We start from the raw sequence: 16918 nt of genomic DNA, 5'->3' as shown, positions 1-16918 counted from the left end.
TACGATAAATAAAAATATATAAAAGAATTTTGATAAAAAATAAAAGAACTATTACAATGTAAAAAATTAAAGAATTGTTCTCAAGTTTTGTGAATTAAAAAAAGATATAAAAAAGATTATGGAAATAAAAGGAATAAGAAGGTACAATATAGTTGTGAAAATACAAGAATGGGGGAAAGATATGAGTGAAAAAGGAAAAAATTTTTTAATAGCGTTTGTTGTAATATTAATTATATCAGGAATATTAGCTGGTGGAATATATTTTGCTCAGAAGCAGATAAAGAGCTTAGATATAAAATCAAAAATAGAAGCTAATATTAGTGAAAGCAAGAAAAATATGGAAATAGCAGCAATTCTATCAAAAACATCTAAAAAATCAACAAAGACTACAAAAACTACAGTGACGCCTTCACTTCCCAAGGTAAGAACTTATCCTACTGCTGTTACTACAATTACTACTGCAAAAAGAGAGCTGAAAAACGGAGTGTATAAAGAATACTACAGCGGAGGAAGTATAAAATCAGAAACTTCATATACTGATGGGAAGAAAGATGGAGAAGAGATCCTTTATGATACAAATGGAAGAATAAAGGAGAAAAGAGAATATAAAGATGGAACGAGAGATGGAAGATGGAGTAAATTCTATACTAATGGGCTTTTGAAAGAAGAAATAACATATAGGGAAAATAAACCAATAGGAGAATATATCTCAAAATATGAAAATGGAAATATAAAAACAACAGGAATATATGTTAACGGAATTCTTAATGGGAAATATACAATGTATGCTGCCAATGGAGATAAAAAATTTGAAGTAGACTATGTCAATGGAAAAAAAGAGGGAATAGAAAAAACATACTTTGGAAAAAATCTTCAATATGAAATAAATTATGAAGAAGGAAAGAAAAATGGAAGCTATGTAAAATACTATCAAGATGGAAATATCGAAGTAAAAGGAAGCTATGCTCAAGATAGAAAAGATGGTTTATGGCAGGGAATAAGCAGAAAAGGAACTCTTGTCTGGGAAGAAAATTTTCAGGGAGGAGTGCTTAATGGAGCTTACATAAAATATGATAAAAACGGAAATAAAATAGAGCAGGGAAATTATATAAACGGAGGAATAGATGGAACTGTAGAAATATATTATCCTAGTGGAAAAATATATAGAAGGCTGAATTATGTTTCTGGGAAAAAAGAAGGAGTATTCAAAACTTATTATGAAGATGGAAATGTATCTGTGGAAGAAACATATTCTAACGATAGGTTAGAAGGAGACTATAAGAAATATACAAGAAAGGGAGATGTAGAAACAACAGGAACATATAAAGATTCTATGAGAGTTGGAACATGGAATACTTTTGATGAAAAAGGAAAAAATGTAGCTATTTATAATTACAATGAAAATGGTAAAATGGATGGGAAGCAAATTCAATATACTCCTACTGATTTTGATAGAAAAGAGTATTTTAAAAGAGAGTCGGAATTTAAAAACGGACTTCGTCATGGAACTGTAACTGAGTATTATCCAAATGGAAAATTATATAAACAGGGAAGCTATCAAATGGATGAGAGAGAAGGAAGATGGGTACAGTATTCAAAAGATATTATTATATCTGAAGAAAATTATAAATCTGGAAAAAGAGATGGAGTACAGAGATTTTTTTATACAAATGGAAAAATATCAGAAGAATATATTTATGAAAATGGTAAGGAAAAAGAGTATAAACATTATAGTCAAGACGGAAAATTGATAAGTCAGGGAAAAAGATTTTAGTGTAAATACTCATAAAAAATGGCAGATGAAATACCTCTCAAAATTTTTAAATATAGTTTATATCATTAAGTATTGATTTAATTAAAAACATAAAGTATAATAATAGTATTAAAAATTTGTGGAGGTAAAAATGAAAAAAAAGTTTAACATGCCAGACACCTATGTAATTATATTTTTTGTAGTCATTTTGGCTGCGATATTAACACATACGGTTCCAGTAGGTAAATTCCAAATGGAAAAAGTAACTTATACAACTGAAACTGGGGCAGAAAAAACTAGGACAGTTCCTGTGGCAGGAAGTTTTGCTTATGAACTGAATGAACAAGGAGAGCCTTTGGTAAAAGGAATAAAATTCTTTGAGCCAAATGGAGAAGTCGGAGTAGCAAACTATGTATTTGAAGGTATTGTTAGTGGAGACAAATGGGGTACAGCAGTAGGGGTAATCGCGTTTATTCTTATCACTGGGGGATCTTTCGGAATCATATTAAAAACTAAAGCAGTTGAATCAGGACTTTATGCCTTGATAAAAAAGACAAAAGGATCAGAGTGGCTGCTTCTTCCAATAGTATTCTTTGTATTCTCTCTAGGGGGAGCAGTATTTGGAATGGGAGAAGAGGCGATACCATTTGCTATGGTGCTTATTCCAATAGTAATTGGAATGGGGTATGACGGAATAACAGGGATACTTATCACTTATGTTTCTACACAAATAGGGTTTGGAACATCTTGGATGAACCCTTTCAGTGTTGCTATAGCACAAGGGGTAGCAGGAATTCCTGTACTTTCAGCAGCAGGGTTCAGAATGGTTATGTGGACATTCTTTACAGCATTTGGAATATTCTATACTATTAGATATGCAAATAAAGTAAAGGCTAATCCGCAAAGTTCTATTTCTTATGAAGCTGACAGATACTATAGAGAAGAATTCAAATTAGAAGATCAGCAAGATGTAGATTTCAAATTTGGACATAAATTAGTTTTATTAGTTGTTCTTTTAGGAATGGCTTGGATAATATATGGGGTTGTTGTATTTGGTTACTACCTTCCTGAAATAGCTACTCAGTTTGTAATAATGGGTATTGTAGCAGGAATAATAGGTGTAGTTTTCAAACTTAATGATATGACTGTAAATGACATAGCTACTTCATTTAGAAAAGGTGCAGAAGATTTGATCGGAGCAGCTTTAGTAGTTGGAATGGCTAAAGGAATAGTTCTTGTACTAGGTGGAACAGAAGCTGGAACACCGAGTGTTCTTAATACAGTTCTTAACTGGGTTGCAAACGGACTTGGAGGGCTGCCAGCAGCTGTATCAGCTTGGGTAATGTATATATTCCAATCTGTATTCAACTTCTTTGTTGTATCAGGTTCTGGACAAGCAGCTTTAACAATGCCTATCATGGCTCCCCTATCAGATTTAGTTGGAGTTCCTAGACAGGTTGCAGTTCTTGCCTTCCAATTAGGAGATGGATTCACTAACCTTATAGTTCCTACATCAGGAATCTTAATGGCTATATTAGGTATTGCTAAATTAGAATGGGGAATTTGGGCAAAATTCCAAATTAAATTCCAAGGATGGCTTTTCCTATTTGGTTCATTATTCGTTATTGGTGGAGTGTTAATGAAACTTCAATAAAAAATATTGAAAATATTTATTGATAAAAATGAAAGAAAACAGCAGAAGAGGCTAATCAACCTTAACTGCTGTTTTTTTATTTTTTCTTAGGAAATTATAAAAAATAAAGTGAAAATAAAATTAAATAATAAATATATATTTTCATTCTTTAAAAAAAAGAGAATAAAATAAAAAAGTCCTCAGTATAAATTTACTGGGGATTTTTAAATTTAAGAATACTTTAAAAAAGTTCTCTTTTATATACAAAGGCGAACACTTGCATTTTTGCTTATACCAAAAATTTCTTTAACTCATAATTTAACACGCTATACTTACATGATAGATGATACATTATTTCCCCAAAAAAGTCAATATTTTATATTTAAATAACCTTCTCTAAAATTAATAAATAAATGACTATTCGCAAAAGTATATAAATGCGTACAGAAAGAAGATGCTCTGAATTTTATAAAAGTTTACAGAGGATCTACACAGTAATTATTAGTGAATCTTGCATTTATTAAAATGATGAAAAAATATTTTGAGGAGGGGAAAGATGATAGAAAAGATTATGAAGGCAGTAAAAAGCGGGAACAAAAAAAGAGGGAGAAATATTACCATAGGGGCAGTAGTGGGAATGCTTCTCTCTTGTACAGTGGCAATGGGGGCAGATGTAGTAGGGTTGGAAATAAAAGAAAGTGATGGCAATATAACATTTACACCAGGTATTGATGAAGGTACATATCCCGATAATAAATGGGATGTAGGATCAACAACTTATACAAACAACACTACAATATCTCTTGAGAATAATGGCGATGAAGGTGTTTATGGGCTGAAATTAAGTGGAGATTTAAGTAATTTGAGTTTTGTAAATAACAGTTCAATATCAGCTATAGGAATAGGGGCATATTCTGAGTATGGATATGGAATTTATAATAAGGATGGAAGCGTAGGAAGTATAACAAATACAGGAAGGATATTTGGTAATTACTATGCAATTTATAATTCTAATTCAAGCTCAGGAAGTACAAGCAGTATAACAAGTTTAAAAAATAGTGGAAGTATATCTAGTTCTAATTATGGAATTGGTAATTATTCAAGCTCAGGTGGTACAAGCAGTATAACAAGTTTAATAAATACTGGAAGTATATCTGCTAGTATGAGGGGAATTTATAACGCTAGTTCAAGTAGTATAGGAGAGATAATAAATAGTGGAACTATATCTGCTAGTACTGGAATTGACAATGAAAGTTCAAGTAGTATAGGGAAATTAAAAAATAGTGGAATAATTTATGGGCAGTTTAATGCTATATCTAACTATGACTCTAGTGAAATAATTAGTAATGCAAATAACTATGGGCTTCTTGTATCTAGTAATACTTCTCAGAATGTAGTAAATAATTTAACAATAGTTGATTCTTCTACAAGTAGTACTCTGAATAATAACGAAATAAAAAACTATGGACTAGCTTTTATAGCAGATAGTAATAAATATATTGGAGGGGGCAGTGATAGTGGCTCTCCTGTTGATTATCATAATAATTTTGGGGAAATACATCAGATAAGTATTGATGGAGTTAGCTATGATATCATAAATGTTGACGCAGAGGTAGATGCTGCTAGCAAAGAAATAAAAAACTGGAAGAGTTTAACTTTAGAAGAAGGAAAGTTAACATATTATGATTCTAATGGAGCTTCTGATAAAGAGGAAAGTATTTCTCCAGATAAAAAATATATTTTAAATGGAATAGAGGATACTCTTAAAATTAGTGGAAGAAAGAATGAATTAAATAACAGTGTAGTTAATGCATATAAGACAGCAGTTGTAATGGATCAAGAAATGTCAATGCTTACTCTTGATAATACAGTAGTAAATGGAGGAGTTGCAGATGGTAGTACAACAATAAGTATAACTGAAAATGGAAGTACTCTTACTATAAAAGGAGATTCTGTAATAAATACTAGAGATAAAGGGGTTGCTATAACAGTAGATAGAAATGACAATGCTGTTACCTTAGAGGGAAATGCAATAGTAAATGGAAAGATGGAATCTAAAGGAAATAATATTCTTAATCTTTATGGAAAAGCTGATGGAAGTATGAATATGTTTTATGATATATCTGGTTTTACTGATATAAGTATAGACAATAATGTAACATTCTTTGAAGATATGAAAGTAACAGGAACAGATAAAGTTACAGTGGAGAAATCAGGGGTACTAAGCCTTAGATTGAAGAAAGATGGAGATTTATCACCAGCAGCTATTGCTTCATCGACTTCAATATCTACAGCAACTCATGCTTTTTCAGGAACTGATGGAATGACAATAGAGGGAATCTCTCCAGAAGAAGCAGGAACTTTGAATTTCATAACAAATGGAATAGGAAAAAAAGTATTAGTTAATATGAAAAATATAGAACTTAATAATATAAAGGTCAAGACAAATTCTATCATAGATAAGGTAGACCTTGATACATATAAAGATGAAGGATATATATACTTAGGAGCAGGTTCAGATTTAGATGGAATTGTAAATCCTAAAGTAAATAAATACAATTCTTTAAATAAGATATATAAAAGTATTTACAACAGTACAGATGAAAAAAATCTTGATGGGTTAAGAGATATATTAGGTATGACTTTCCTTGGAAAAAATTATGACTACAACAGTTCTTCAGAAGACCAGTTAAAAATTCTTTTAAGCTACCTAAATGATATATATACAGGAACTCCTTACTCATATAGTTCAGAGTTATCAAGAAGATCAGTGGGAATGTTCAGAGATATAGTTGTTGATAATATTTTCAGACCAGAGACAAATAAATGGATGATAATGGGTGGACTTACTCACGCTGATGGAGGAACTAAAGATACATACTATGGACAGAATTATCATGGAATAGATGTAGGAACAGCAGATACAAGTGCAGATATGAAACTAACTGGAGCATATATGCTGGCTAAATACGGATATTCAGAAAATCTTTCTCTAGGGGTAACACTTGGAGGAAATAAAAGTGAAGCAAAACTAGATATGGCAAAGGTAAAAGGAAATAGCGGGTACTTAGGTGCATTTGCTGAAAACTATAGAGGAAACCTTACATTGAAAGCAGGAGCAGGGATACAGTACTCAGAATATGATGCAGACAGAAGAACATTAGGAAATGCCTACAGTGATAAATATTCAGATATGACTTACGATATCTACTTAAATGGAAGATATTCGCATCAAGTTGGAGACAACTTATTCTTAGAGCCTTATGCAACTTTGTCATATACATATGTAGACCAAGATGGAGCTAATGAGGGAAATAAAACTCTAGCTATTGAGACAGATTCAAAATCATTTGATTATACAGTTGGAAAAGTGGGAGTAGACTTGAAAAAAGTAATACCTCATGAAAAAGGAAAGAGTACACTTTCAGCAGGAGTCAGCTATACTAAAATACTTGATGGAGCAGATGAGGAATATATCACAGGAAGATTTAAAGGTTCAACAACAGACTTTGATATTTTAGTGGCTCACAAAAATGAACATAGTATAGGGCTAAATGCTAAATATGCCCTGGAGCTTGAAAGTGGAGTAATCTTTGATGTAAAGGGAACTTATTCAGTAGAAAGAGATTCACACAATGGTTCTGCTAAAAACAAAACTAAAGGTGAATGGATAGTAGGAGCAGGAATAGGTTACAAGTTCTAATTGCAAAAACAATAATGAAAATTTTTAACTACCGAATTACTAAGAAATTATTTTAAATTACAAGTGAAGGGCTGGCTCATATAGCCAGTCTTTTACTTGGAAATATAATACTTAAAGGGGAAGATATGACAGAAGGGGAGTTCGTAAGATTTTACAAAAAGAGAAATAAAAGCAAAAGCCATAAAGAAGTAAAAAAGAAGATAGATTTATTCTGGGATGTACTGCTGAAAGCTTTAGATGAAGAGAAAAAAGTAGTATTTAAATACTGGGGTGTATTTGAAGAAAAAGAAGTAAAGTCCAGAAAAGTATTAGTACCAATTTGGAAAGAGGCAAGATATACAGAGCCTAAAAAAGTAATAAAATTTCGAGCAGGGAAGAGACTTATAAAAATAGCTAATGGTGATGCAGATGAATAGAAAAGAGCTGGCAAAACTATATCAAAAAATGAGTTCAGAAAAAATAACAATAACAAAAGCAAGAGAAGAGATAGAAAAGTTTCTTGAAACAGTAGAGGAAGCGATAGCTATAGATGGAGGGGTAAAATTTCAAGAAAGAGGAATATTTGAAATACTCACAAGACAGCCGCGAATGGTGTCAAATCCTGTAACAAGGGAGCAGATGGAGATTTACCCTAAAAAGACAGTAAAATTCAGAGCTTCTAAAAAAATGAAGTAATCATAGATGAAAAATATCTTTCAAAAAGTATGTAATAAAAAAAATTTTTCAAAAAATGCTTGATTTTTTTTAAATTTAGGTTTATACTCAAACCTATAAAAAAGATTTTAGAAAGAGGAGGAAAAAAGATGTTCGTGATAATAAACATAATATTTGTCATATATATACTACTCATATGCAGAGAAAAAAACTATATACAGATATTTATGTTAGGAAGAGTTGCGACATTATTCCACAATCCTCTTGTTATAAAGAATAAATTTATTTCATTTGAATAGATTCTAAATGGAAAATAGTAATATTTATTTATAATAATTTTGTGAATATTTTGATAATGTTGATTAGAGACAGCCTGACGGGCTGTTTTTTTTATACAAAAAAATTTAAAATCAAAGAAAATAATATATATTTTAAGGGGGAAAAAACATGAAAATAAGAGTAGAAAAAGCAGAACAGTTAAAGGTAAAACCAGACGAAGATAAACTTGGCTTTGGAAAACATTTTACTGATTATATGTTTGTTATGGACTATGACGAAGGGCAAGGGTGGCATGATGCAAGAATAGTTCCATTTGGGCCTATTTCTATGAGTCCGGCTTCTATGGTGCTTCACTATGCTCAGGAAACATTTGAAGGGTTAAAAGCATATCGTACACCAGATGATCGTATTCTTTTATTTCGTCCAGAAATGAATGCAAAAAGAATGAGGAATTCTAATAAAAGACTTTGTATGGCAGAGATTCCAGAAGAAATGTTTGTTGAGGCAGTAGAAACTCTTGTAGCTCATGAAAAGGAATGGATACCTCACTTAGAGGGAACATCTTTGTACATTCGTCCATTTATGTTTGCTACTGAAGTTGCTGTAGGAGTACATCCTGCAATTTCATATAAGTTTATTATTATTCTTTCTCCTGTAGGAAATTATTACCCAGAGGGAGTAAATCCTATAAAAATATATGTTGAAGATGAATATGTTCGTGCAACAAAAGGAGGAACAGGGTTTACAAAATGCGGAGGAAACTATGCTTCCAGTATTGCAGCTCAGGAAAAAGCCGGGAAACTGGGGTATACTCAAGTATTATGGCTGGATGGAGTAGAAAGAAAATATGTAGAAGAAGTTGGAACGATGAATGTAATGTTTAAAATAGATAATGAAATCTATACTGCTCCTATAGATGGAACAGTTCTTCCGGGAGTAACTCGTGATTCATGTATAGCTCTTTTAAAAGAATGGGGATACAAAGTTCATGAAGAACACTTTACTATTGATTTTCTGATGGAAGCAGCAAGAGAAGGAAAATTAGAGGAAGCTTTTGGAACAGGGACAGCAGCTGTTATTTCTCCAGTAGGAGAGTTGAACTACAAAGGGGAAATAGCTATGATCAATGATTTTAAAACTGGAGAACTTACTCAAAAACTTTATGATACATTGACAGATATCCAATGGGGAAAAGCAGAAGATAAATTTAACTGGACTTATGAAGTGAAAAGATAGAAATATTGAAGCTAATATATAAAAGAATATATTTTGTAAATTTTCCTTGAAATTTATGAAAAACTAAGATAAACTTACTTGAATATAAAAATTAAGAGGGAATGTATATGGAGATAGGAAAAATACTTGAAAGTATCATGAGAAATAATAATATAGTAGGAACAATATCTTCTGTTATAGTTATAATAGGAGCTGGCTTTTTCTTCACTAAGAAAAAAGTAATTCCTTCTAATTGTGCAGGGAGTTTGAGCAAGGTTATTTTAAATCTGGCTATTCCTACATTGTCATATAATGCTTTTATGCAGGATATAGACAGCAGGAAACTGGAGCAAAGTTTAAGTATACTTGTTTGGGGTATTGTTATTCATTTGGTACTTATTTTTCTTACTAAAATATTTTATAAAAATTATTCAGGTGACAGGAATGATGTCTTGAGAATGATGACAATTTTCGGCTCAACTACTGTCTTTGGAATTCCAGTAATACAAGCTGTATATGGGGATACAGGAGCAATGTATGCCTCAGTATTTAATATTCCATATAGAGCTCTTTTATATACTTATGGGTATATGACAATTGCAGGGGTAAAATTAAAAAAAGAAAACATGGGTAAAATAATAAGCAATCCAATAATAGTAGCAACTTTTTTAGGAATGTTTGTGTGGATGTTTCAAAATTATTTTTTTCAGGTATCAGTTATTGAAGGAGATATAATAAGAAAATATGCTTTTTTAAGAATAGATAAGACTGCATACTGGCTTTTTAAACCTATGCAGTATCTAGCCTCTTTAAATGCACCTTTGTCTTGGCTGTCTATAGGGATTACTTTAGCAGGGGTATCTTTTAATGATATATTGAAATCTAAAATATCATGGGGATATAGTGTTGTAAAAGTAGTTGTAATTCCAGTATTTCTTGTAGCTTTATATACTATTATGAATATGACAGGAGTATTGACGACGTCATATATAGCTTTGGCAACTATTGTATTGATGATGGCGACACCAGCAGCTACAGTAATTGCAACATACACTATACATTTTAATAAAGAGCCGGTTCTTACATCAAGCTGCTCTTTAATGTCTTCAATATTTAGTGTAGCAATGATACCGTTTCTTATAATAACTATTGAAATCTTAAAAAGTATGGGTATTTTTTCATAAATTAAGAGAGTAATATGAAAAAAATAATAAAAAAAGCTGACTAGAAAGCATTATAATTTTCAGTCAGCTTTTTGATTTTACTCTTTTGTAGCATCTACATATTCTATAATCAGATTAGAATCTATCATTTTTCCAAGGTCGTCTACAGTATCAACACCTTTATAATAAACTGAAGTAGAAATATTAGGGACAAATTTTAAAGAATTACCTTTTAAATTAAGTCCATTGAATTTTTGGTCAATTGGATTTTTTGAAATAGGTTTTCCCATTTTTTGTACAAGATCATCATATATTTGCTTGATTTCATTTCTTCCTACAGTTTCTTTATTGAAAAGAACTTCTATTTTAAAAAGTCTTCCATTAGTAAGATAGAAAGTATATTTACTGACATTAGCATTTGGTTTTTCAAAAGCATATATTTTCATGTCAGGATAAAGAGATGGTTCTTCTTTCAATTTTGGAAATATGAGGTCAAGACTGCTCTTGCTGTCGCCCCAGTTTACTTCATTAAAATCAACAATTCCAAAAGCCAAGCTGTATAAACATAGAAATAAAAATATTATTTTTTTCATAAATAGCCTCCTAGTAATGTACTTATAGGTTATTTTACTTTAAAATTTCAGATATAACAAATAAAATTTTGAAAAAAATGAGACAGTTGTGATATATTGGTATATATGATAAAAAATATTTTATAAGGAGAAGATCATGAAGAGAGAAGATTATATAGAATGGGATGAATATTTTATGGGAGTAGCTCTTCTTTCAGCAAAAAGGAGTAAAGACCCTAATACTCAAGTGGGAGCCTGTATTGTAAATGAAGAAAGAAGGATAATTGGTGTGGGGTATAATGGGCTTCCTAAGGGATGCAGTGATGATGAATTTCCTTGGGAGAGAGAAGGGGAATTTCTTGATACAAAATACCCATTTGTATGTCATGCAGAATTAAATGCAATATTGAACAGCACAAAAACATTGAAAAACTGTACACTGTATGTAGCACTTTTTCCATGTCATGAATGCAGCAAAGCTATTATTCAAAGTGGAATAAAAGAACTTGTATATCTTTCAGATAAATATTGCGGAACAAAATCTGACATGGCATCAAAAAGAATGTTGGATGCAGCAGGAGTAAAATATAGAAAACTTGAATCAAAATTAGAAAAACTAGAATTATCTTTTAAAGCTTCAGATTATTAAGAATAATATAGAAAACAAAATGGGGGAGAGTAAATGGAACAAATGAAAAAAAATGATCTGGGAAAAGATAGTATTGGAAAATTAATAGTTAATCTGACTATTCCAGCAATCACAGCTCAATTAATAAATGCTTTATACAATATAGTAGACAGAATATATATTGGAAGAATACCAGAGGTTGGAGGTGCAGCTCTTACAGGGGTAGGAGTAACATTTCCAATTGTAATGCTTATATCTGCTTTTGGAGCTCTATTGGGAATGGGAGGAGCACCAAAGGCTGCTATAAAAATGGGAGAAAAGGACAATGATTCAGCAGAGGAAATATTAGGAAACTGTTTTTCTGGGATGATAGTAATGGCAGTAATTCTTACTGTTTTCTTTCTTTTATTTCAGAAGCCTTTGTTGATGATGTTTGGTGCAAGTGACAGAACAGTTATATATGGACTTAAATATCTTAATATCTATGTATGCGGGACAATTTTTGTTCAGGCTACATTAGTTCTTAATAGTTTTATAACTGCTCAGGGATTTGCAAGAACAGGAATGCTTACTGTGCTTATAGGAGCAGTATTGAATATAGTTCTTGATCCGATTTTAATCTTTTATTTTAAAATGGGAGTGCAGGGAGCAGCCATTGCAACTGTTGTATCACAGGCTGTTTCAGCAATTTGGGTAACAAAATTTTTAACAGGAAAAAATACAAAGATAAAGATAAAAAAAGAATATTTCAAAATAAAAAAATCAGTAATAATTCCAATAATAGGACTTGGGCTCTCTCCATTTGTTATGCAGAGTACAAACAGTGTAGTAAATGTAGTGCTCAACTCATCACTTCAAAAGTTTGGAGGAGATTTAGGAGTAGGAGCTATGACTATATGCGGAAGTGTTATTCAGGTACTTCAAATGCCAGTTTTTGGACTTGCACAGGGAGTTCAGCCAATAGTAAGTTATAACTATGGAGCTAGAAATATAGACAGAGTAAAGAAAGCTTATAAAATACTTTTATTTATGAGTATGGGATATTGTGCAGTAGCATGGCTTATAGAAATTCTATTTCCAGCTATGTTTGTAACTATGTTTACAGAAGATCAGGAACTTATAAAGTTTACTGTCTGGGCATTAAATATATATGGAGCAGGACTTTTTATGATGGGAGTTCAAGTACCATGTCAGCAGACATTTGTTGCTTTGGGAGAGGCTAAAGTTTCTCTTATACTTTCATTATTAAAGAAAATAATACTTTTAGTTCCCTTTGCTTTAATATTTCCACTTTTCTTTGAAAATAAAGTCTTTGCAGTATTTTTGGCAGAACCAGTAGCAGGAATAATAGCAGCTTCAATAACAGCTACAGTATTCAGCATCAGATTTCCTAAACTTTTAAAAAGAAGAGCAATAGGATAAGGAGAAAGCATGGAAAAAAACTGGGAGAGATTTGTAAAAGTAGAAAAAGTAAATATAGGAGAAGTAACAGATATTATGAAAAATATGGAGAAAGATATAAAAATAACTGGTTATAAATTAATATCTAAAGGACAGCGAAATACAAACTATATGGTTAATACTTTAACAGATAAACTTTTTCTCAGAATATGTGCTGATGAAAATTTGAGCAAGAATGAAGAAGCAGCTTTTAAAATATTAAAGGAAAAATTACAATGCCAAGACTTGTCTTAACTTTTTCTCAAATAGTAAAAAGCCAAAAAAAGAGGATAATGATATATGAATATATAGACTCTATAACTGGAGATGAATATTTAGAAAAAAATAATAGATTTTCAGAAAAATTATTGAAAAACATAGCTTTCATTTTAGCTGAACTGCATAATATAAAAATTTTAAGTTTGAAAGGAATAAATTCTCTTCCAAGTTTAAAAGAATGTTTTGAAATGTTGATGGAAAATTCTGTTCTTAGAAAGAGGATGGGAATAGATTCAATGAAAAAGTTAGATGCAGTAATAGGAAAATATAAAGAAGAGATAGAGAAAAAAAGAGAGAATTTTCTTGTTCATTGTGATTTTAAAACTTCTAATCTAATAATGGATAAAGATGAAAAAATATATGTTACAGATTGGGAATATTTAGGATGTGGAAACAGATATTTTGATATAGGACTATTTTTCAGATATAAAAACTATTTTACAAAAAAGGATATGGAAATATTCTGTGAAGAATATAATAGAAACGCGGAAATTTCCCTTGATGAAAATTGGATAGAAATGGGAGTTCTGTGTAATATAGTAAGTTTAATGGAAATGCTGAGCAGAGAAGAAGATGCATTTGAAAAGAATAATGATATAAAAAATTTAATAGAAAAGGAAATAAAATTTTTGATTGAAAAATAAAAAGACTGATCTGAAAAGTGAGATAGGACTATTCCAACTTTTTTGATCAGCCTGTTTTTTATTATTTTTTCTTTTTGAAAAGATCTTTAAATGATCTTTTAGGAGTTACATCCTTCATTTCTTCCTGCTGCTTTCTATAGTTTGACCAGTTAGGATCATTTTTCATATTTTTTTTAAGCTGGCTCATATATTTATAAGTTGCTTTTGTGTCATTGTATTTTTTGACTGTGTTGTTCTTGATGTCTTTTAAAGTAGTAACAAAACCAACAGCTACATCTTTTACATCATGGACGATTTTTTTATTAAAAGTATATTTATATATGTTTCCACAATGTGGACATTTATATTTAGCTGTTTTATCTGATATCTTCATCTTTTTTTGACAAGAAGGACAGACAATAACTATTTTTTTCATAATATCTCCCTAAAATTAATTTATTTGATGTAGTAATTTTAACAGAGAAATATAATGTTTTCAAGCTTAAAAATATGATAAGATAAAAAATAATAAGTATGAGTAGTCACTAGGAGGCATAATGAACTTAGATATAATAAAAAAATTAAAAAGAACAGAGTTGTTTTGTGATATAGAAGAAAAAGATATAGAAAAATATTTTACAGGAATAAAATATGAAATTAAAAAATATTCACAAGATGAAAATATAGCTTTCAGAGGAGATGAGGTAAAAGGTCTATATATTAATTTGGAAGGAAAAGCAGCTACAGAAATGTTGAAAGAAAGTGGAGAAGTAAAGAGAATAGAAGAGATAGAAAGTTTTTCTCTCTTAGCTACAGCATTTATTTTTGGTGATAAGAATAGATTTCCTGTAGATTTAAATGCAACAACTTCTACATCTGTATTTTATATAGAAAAAAATGAACTTATACAATTATTGAAAAAAGATGACAGACTGTTAAAAAAATTTTTAGATGGAATAAGTTGTAAAGCACAATTTCTGTCTAATCATCTTTGGAATAATTTTACCAATAAGACTATTGGAGAAAAATTTAGTCAATATATTTTAGAAAATCAAAAAAATGGTTTTTTTCAAATGAAAATATCTGTAAAAGATTTGGCAGAATATTTTGATGTGAGTCGTCCATCACTTTCCAGAGTAATAAAAAATTTTTTAGAAGAAAATATTTTAGAAAAAATTGAGAAAGGAAGATATAAAATAATTGATATGGATAGATTGAGAGCTCAATAAAATAAAGGGATTTTCAATGCAGAAAAAATATTTTTAAAATATTTAAAAAAAGTTGTTGACGAGAAGTATTAATTATGGTATTATAATCCTTGTCCACGAGAAAAGGGGACGGAAAAGAAAAACAATAAAAAAGGACATTAACAACAGAATAGAGAGAGATGAAAAAATCAACAAACAATAAATAGGTGTAAACAATCAGTTATATAACTGAGTAAATAGATTGAACGAAGAGTTTGATCCTGGCTCAGGATGAACGCTGACAGAATGCTTAACACATGCAAGTCTACTTGATCCTTCGGGTGAAGGTGGCGGACGGGTGAGTAACGCGTAAAGAACTTGCCTTACAGACTGGGACAACATTTGGAAACGAATGCTAATACCGGATATTATGATTGGGTCGCATGATCTGGTTATGAAAGCTATATGCGCTGTGAGAGAGCTTTGCGTCCCATTAGTTAGTTGGTGAGGTAACGGCTCACCAAGACGATGATGGGTAGCCGGCCTGAGAGGGTGAACGGCCACAAGGGGACTGAGACACGGCCCTTACTCCTACGGGAGGCAGCAGTGGGGAATATTGGACAATGGACCAAAAGTCTGATCCAGCAATTCTGTGTGCACGATGAAGTTTTTCGGAATGTAAAGTGCTTTCAGTTGGGAAGAAGTCAGTGACGGTACCAACAGAAGAAGCGACGGCTAAATACGTGCCAGCAGCCGCGGTAATACGTATGTCGCAAGCGTTATCCGGATTTATTGGGCGTAAAGCGCGTCTAGGCGGCTTAGTAAGTCTGATGTGAAAATGCGGGGCTCAACCCCGTATTGCGTTGGAAACTGCTAAACTAGAGTACTGGAGAGGTAGGCGGAACTACAAGTGTAGAGGTGAAATTCGTAGATATTTGTAGGAATGCCGATGGGGAAGCCAGCCTACTGGACAGATACTGACGCTAAAGCGCGAAAGCGTGGGTAGCAAACAGGATTAGATACCCTGGTAGTCCACGCCGTAAACGATGATTACTAGGTGTTGGGGGTCGAACCTCAGCGCCCAAGCTAACGCGATAAGTAATCCGCCTGGGGAGTACGTACGCAAGTATGAAACTCAAAGGAATTGACGGGGACCCGCACAAGCGGTGGAGCATGTGGTTTAATTCGACGCAACGCGAGGAACCTTACCAGCGTTTGACATCCCAAGAAGTTAACAGAGATGTTTTCGTGCCTCTTCGGAGGAACTTGGTGACAGGTGGTGCATGGCTGTCGTCAGCTCGTGTCGTGAGATGTTGGGTTAAGTCCCGCAACGAGCGCAACCCCTTTCGTATGTTACCATCATTAAGTTGGGGACTCATGCGAGACTGCCTGCGATGAGCAGGAGGAAGGTGGGGATGACGTCAAGTCATCATGCCCCTTATACGCTGGGCTACACACGTGCTACAATGGGTAGTACAGAGAGCTGCAAACCTGCGAGGGTAAGCTAATCTCATAAAACTATTCTTAGTTCGGATTGTACTCTGCAACTCGAGTACATGAAGTTGGAATCGCTAGTAATCGCAAATCAGCTATGTTGCGGTGAATACGTTCTCGGGTCTTGTACACACCGCCCGTCACACCACGAGAGTTGGTTGCACCTGAAGTAACAGGCCTAACCGTAAGGAGGGATGTTCCGAGGGTGTGATTAGCGATTGGGGTGAAGTCGTAACAAGGTATCCGTACGGGAACGTGCGGATGGATCACCTCCTTTCTAAGGAGATCATTTCTC

The 16918-nt window shown here is 32.2% G+C and carries 15 protein-coding genes and 1 rRNA gene; 14 read left to right on the top strand and 2 right to left on the bottom strand.

The window, feature by feature from the left end; genetic code table 11:
• Positions 1–181 precede the first annotated feature (181 nt).
• From C4N20_RS04555 to C4N20_RS04525, 8 genes are all read left to right on the top strand, one after another.
• Positions 182–1774 (top strand): toxin-antitoxin system YwqK family antitoxin, encoded by a 1593-nt coding sequence (locus C4N20_RS04555; RefSeq protein ID WP_231940483.1) that lies wholly within the window; start codon positions 182–184, stop codon positions 1772–1774.
• Positions 1775–1904: 130 nt separating this feature from the next.
• The gene (yfcC, locus tag C4N20_RS04550) at positions 1905–3407 is read left to right on the top strand and encodes a putative basic amino acid antiporter YfcC (RefSeq protein ID WP_005980432.1); all 1503 of its coding nucleotides are present in this window, start codon (positions 1905–1907) and stop codon (positions 3405–3407) included.
• A 535-nt stretch (positions 3408–3942) separates the two neighbouring features.
• Positions 3943–7089, top strand: coding sequence for an autotransporter family protein (locus C4N20_RS04545; protein ID WP_005980434.1), 3147 nt, complete (start codon positions 3943–3945; stop codon positions 7087–7089).
• Positions 7090–7214: 125 nt separating this feature from the next.
• On the top strand, positions 7215–7505 hold the full coding sequence (locus C4N20_RS04540; protein WP_005980435.1) for an HU family DNA-binding protein: 291 nt from the start codon (positions 7215–7217) through the stop codon (positions 7503–7505).
• Positions 7498–7764 carry an HU family DNA-binding protein gene (locus tag C4N20_RS04535; protein ID WP_005980436.1) on the top strand — a complete coding sequence of 89 codons (267 nt, stop codon included), beginning with the start codon at positions 7498–7500 and terminating at the stop codon, positions 7762–7764. Before C4N20_RS04540 ends, C4N20_RS04535 begins: the two co-directional genes overlap by 8 nt.
• 128 nt (positions 7765–7892) lie before the next feature.
• Positions 7893–8042, top strand: coding sequence for a hypothetical protein (locus C4N20_RS16475; RefSeq protein WP_005980438.1), 150 nt, complete (start codon positions 7893–7895; stop codon positions 8040–8042).
• A gap of 148 nt (positions 8043–8190) precedes the next feature.
• Positions 8191–9258 carry a branched-chain amino acid aminotransferase gene (locus tag C4N20_RS04530; protein ID WP_005980440.1) on the top strand — a complete coding sequence of 356 codons (1068 nt, stop codon included), beginning with the start codon at positions 8191–8193 and terminating at the stop codon, positions 9256–9258.
• A gap of 107 nt (positions 9259–9365) precedes the next feature.
• Positions 9366–10421: an AEC family transporter gene (locus C4N20_RS04525; protein WP_005980441.1), complete on the top strand. Its 1056-nt coding sequence runs from the start codon at positions 9366–9368 to the stop codon at positions 10419–10421.
• 77 nt (positions 10422–10498) lie between these two features.
• Here C4N20_RS04525 and C4N20_RS04520 read toward each other — a convergent pair whose 3' ends face one another.
• Entirely contained in the window at positions 10499–10993 is a 495-nt protein-coding gene (locus C4N20_RS04520) for a hypothetical protein (protein WP_005980443.1), read from the bottom strand.
• A gap of 136 nt (positions 10994–11129) precedes the next feature.
• On the opposite strand from C4N20_RS04520, the gene C4N20_RS04515 reads away from it, so the two are divergent.
• Genes C4N20_RS04515 through C4N20_RS04500 form a run of 4 tightly spaced genes read left to right on the top strand, consistent with a single transcriptional unit; the run spans position 11130 to position 13963 of the window.
• Positions 11130–11621: a deoxycytidylate deaminase gene (locus C4N20_RS04515; RefSeq protein WP_005980445.1), complete on the top strand. Its 492-nt coding sequence runs from the start codon at positions 11130–11132 to the stop codon at positions 11619–11621.
• A 33-nt stretch (positions 11622–11654) separates the two neighbouring features.
• Entirely contained in the window at positions 11655–13022 is a 1368-nt protein-coding gene (locus C4N20_RS04510; protein ID WP_005980448.1) for an MATE family efflux transporter, read from the top strand.
• Between the two features lie 9 nt (positions 13023–13031).
• On the top strand, positions 13032–13295 hold the full coding sequence (locus C4N20_RS04505) for a hypothetical protein (RefSeq protein ID WP_005980450.1): 264 nt from the start codon (positions 13032–13034) through the stop codon (positions 13293–13295).
• A gap of 38 nt (positions 13296–13333) precedes the next feature.
• Positions 13334–13963: a phosphotransferase gene (locus tag C4N20_RS04500; RefSeq protein ID WP_167537216.1), complete on the top strand. Its 630-nt coding sequence runs from the start codon at positions 13334–13336 to the stop codon at positions 13961–13963.
• Between the two features lie 61 nt (positions 13964–14024).
• Here the strand turns inward: C4N20_RS04500 and C4N20_RS04495 are convergent, their stop codons facing one another.
• Positions 14025–14378, bottom strand: a complete 354-nt coding sequence (locus C4N20_RS04495) for a hypothetical protein (RefSeq protein ID WP_005980454.1) — start codon at positions 14376–14378, stop codon at positions 14025–14027.
• A 121-nt stretch (positions 14379–14499) separates the two neighbouring features.
• Here C4N20_RS04495 and C4N20_RS04490 point away from each other — a divergent pair, with 121 nt between their 5' ends.
• Positions 14500–15171, top strand: coding sequence for a Crp/Fnr family transcriptional regulator (locus tag C4N20_RS04490; protein ID WP_005980456.1), 672 nt, complete (start codon positions 14500–14502; stop codon positions 15169–15171).
• Between the two features lie 221 nt (positions 15172–15392).
• Positions 15393–16900 (top strand): 16S ribosomal RNA (locus C4N20_RS04485).
• Positions 16901–16918: the final 18 nt, after the last annotated feature.

The sequence above is a fragment of the Fusobacterium ulcerans genome (genome assembly GCF_003019675.1).
GTDB lineage: Bacteria > Fusobacteriota > Fusobacteriia > Fusobacteriales > Fusobacteriaceae > Fusobacterium_A > Fusobacterium_A ulcerans.
The sequence above is the reverse complement of the archived record's forward strand: the minus strand, read 5'-3'. Positions and strand labels throughout refer to the sequence as shown.

Excerpts from the sequence above, each read along its gene's own strand:
- C4N20_RS04555 (WP_231940483.1), top strand. The coding sequence starts at position 182 with ATGAGTGAAAAAGGAAAAAATTTTTTAATAGCGTTTGTTGTAATATTA.
- yfcC (WP_005980432.1), top strand. The coding sequence starts at position 1,905 with ATGAAAAAAAAGTTTAACATGCCAGACACCTATGTAATTATATTTTTT.
- C4N20_RS04545 (WP_005980434.1), top strand. The coding sequence starts at position 3,943 with ATGATAGAAAAGATTATGAAGGCAGTAAAAAGCGGGAACAAAAAAAGA.
- C4N20_RS04540 (WP_005980435.1), top strand. The coding sequence starts at position 7,215 with ATGACAGAAGGGGAGTTCGTAAGATTTTACAAAAAGAGAAATAAAAGC.
- C4N20_RS04535 (WP_005980436.1), top strand. The coding sequence starts at position 7,498 with ATGAATAGAAAAGAGCTGGCAAAACTATATCAAAAAATGAGTTCAGAA.
- C4N20_RS16475 (WP_005980438.1), top strand. The coding sequence starts at position 7,893 with ATGTTCGTGATAATAAACATAATATTTGTCATATATATACTACTCATA.
- C4N20_RS04530 (WP_005980440.1), top strand. The coding sequence starts at position 8,191 with ATGAAAATAAGAGTAGAAAAAGCAGAACAGTTAAAGGTAAAACCAGAC.
- C4N20_RS04525 (WP_005980441.1), top strand. The coding sequence starts at position 9,366 with ATGGAGATAGGAAAAATACTTGAAAGTATCATGAGAAATAATAATATA.
- C4N20_RS04520 (WP_005980443.1), bottom strand. The coding sequence starts at position 10,993 with ATGAAAAAAATAATATTTTTATTTCTATGTTTATACAGCTTGGCTTTT.
- C4N20_RS04515 (WP_005980445.1), top strand. The coding sequence starts at position 11,130 with ATGAAGAGAGAAGATTATATAGAATGGGATGAATATTTTATGGGAGTA.
- C4N20_RS04510 (WP_005980448.1), top strand. The coding sequence starts at position 11,655 with ATGGAACAAATGAAAAAAAATGATCTGGGAAAAGATAGTATTGGAAAA.
- C4N20_RS04505 (WP_005980450.1), top strand. The coding sequence starts at position 13,032 with ATGGAAAAAAACTGGGAGAGATTTGTAAAAGTAGAAAAAGTAAATATA.
- C4N20_RS04500 (WP_167537216.1), top strand. The coding sequence starts at position 13,334 with ATGATATATGAATATATAGACTCTATAACTGGAGATGAATATTTAGAA.
- C4N20_RS04495 (WP_005980454.1), bottom strand. The coding sequence starts at position 14,378 with ATGAAAAAAATAGTTATTGTCTGTCCTTCTTGTCAAAAAAAGATGAAG.
- C4N20_RS04490 (WP_005980456.1), top strand. The coding sequence starts at position 14,500 with ATGAACTTAGATATAATAAAAAAATTAAAAAGAACAGAGTTGTTTTGT.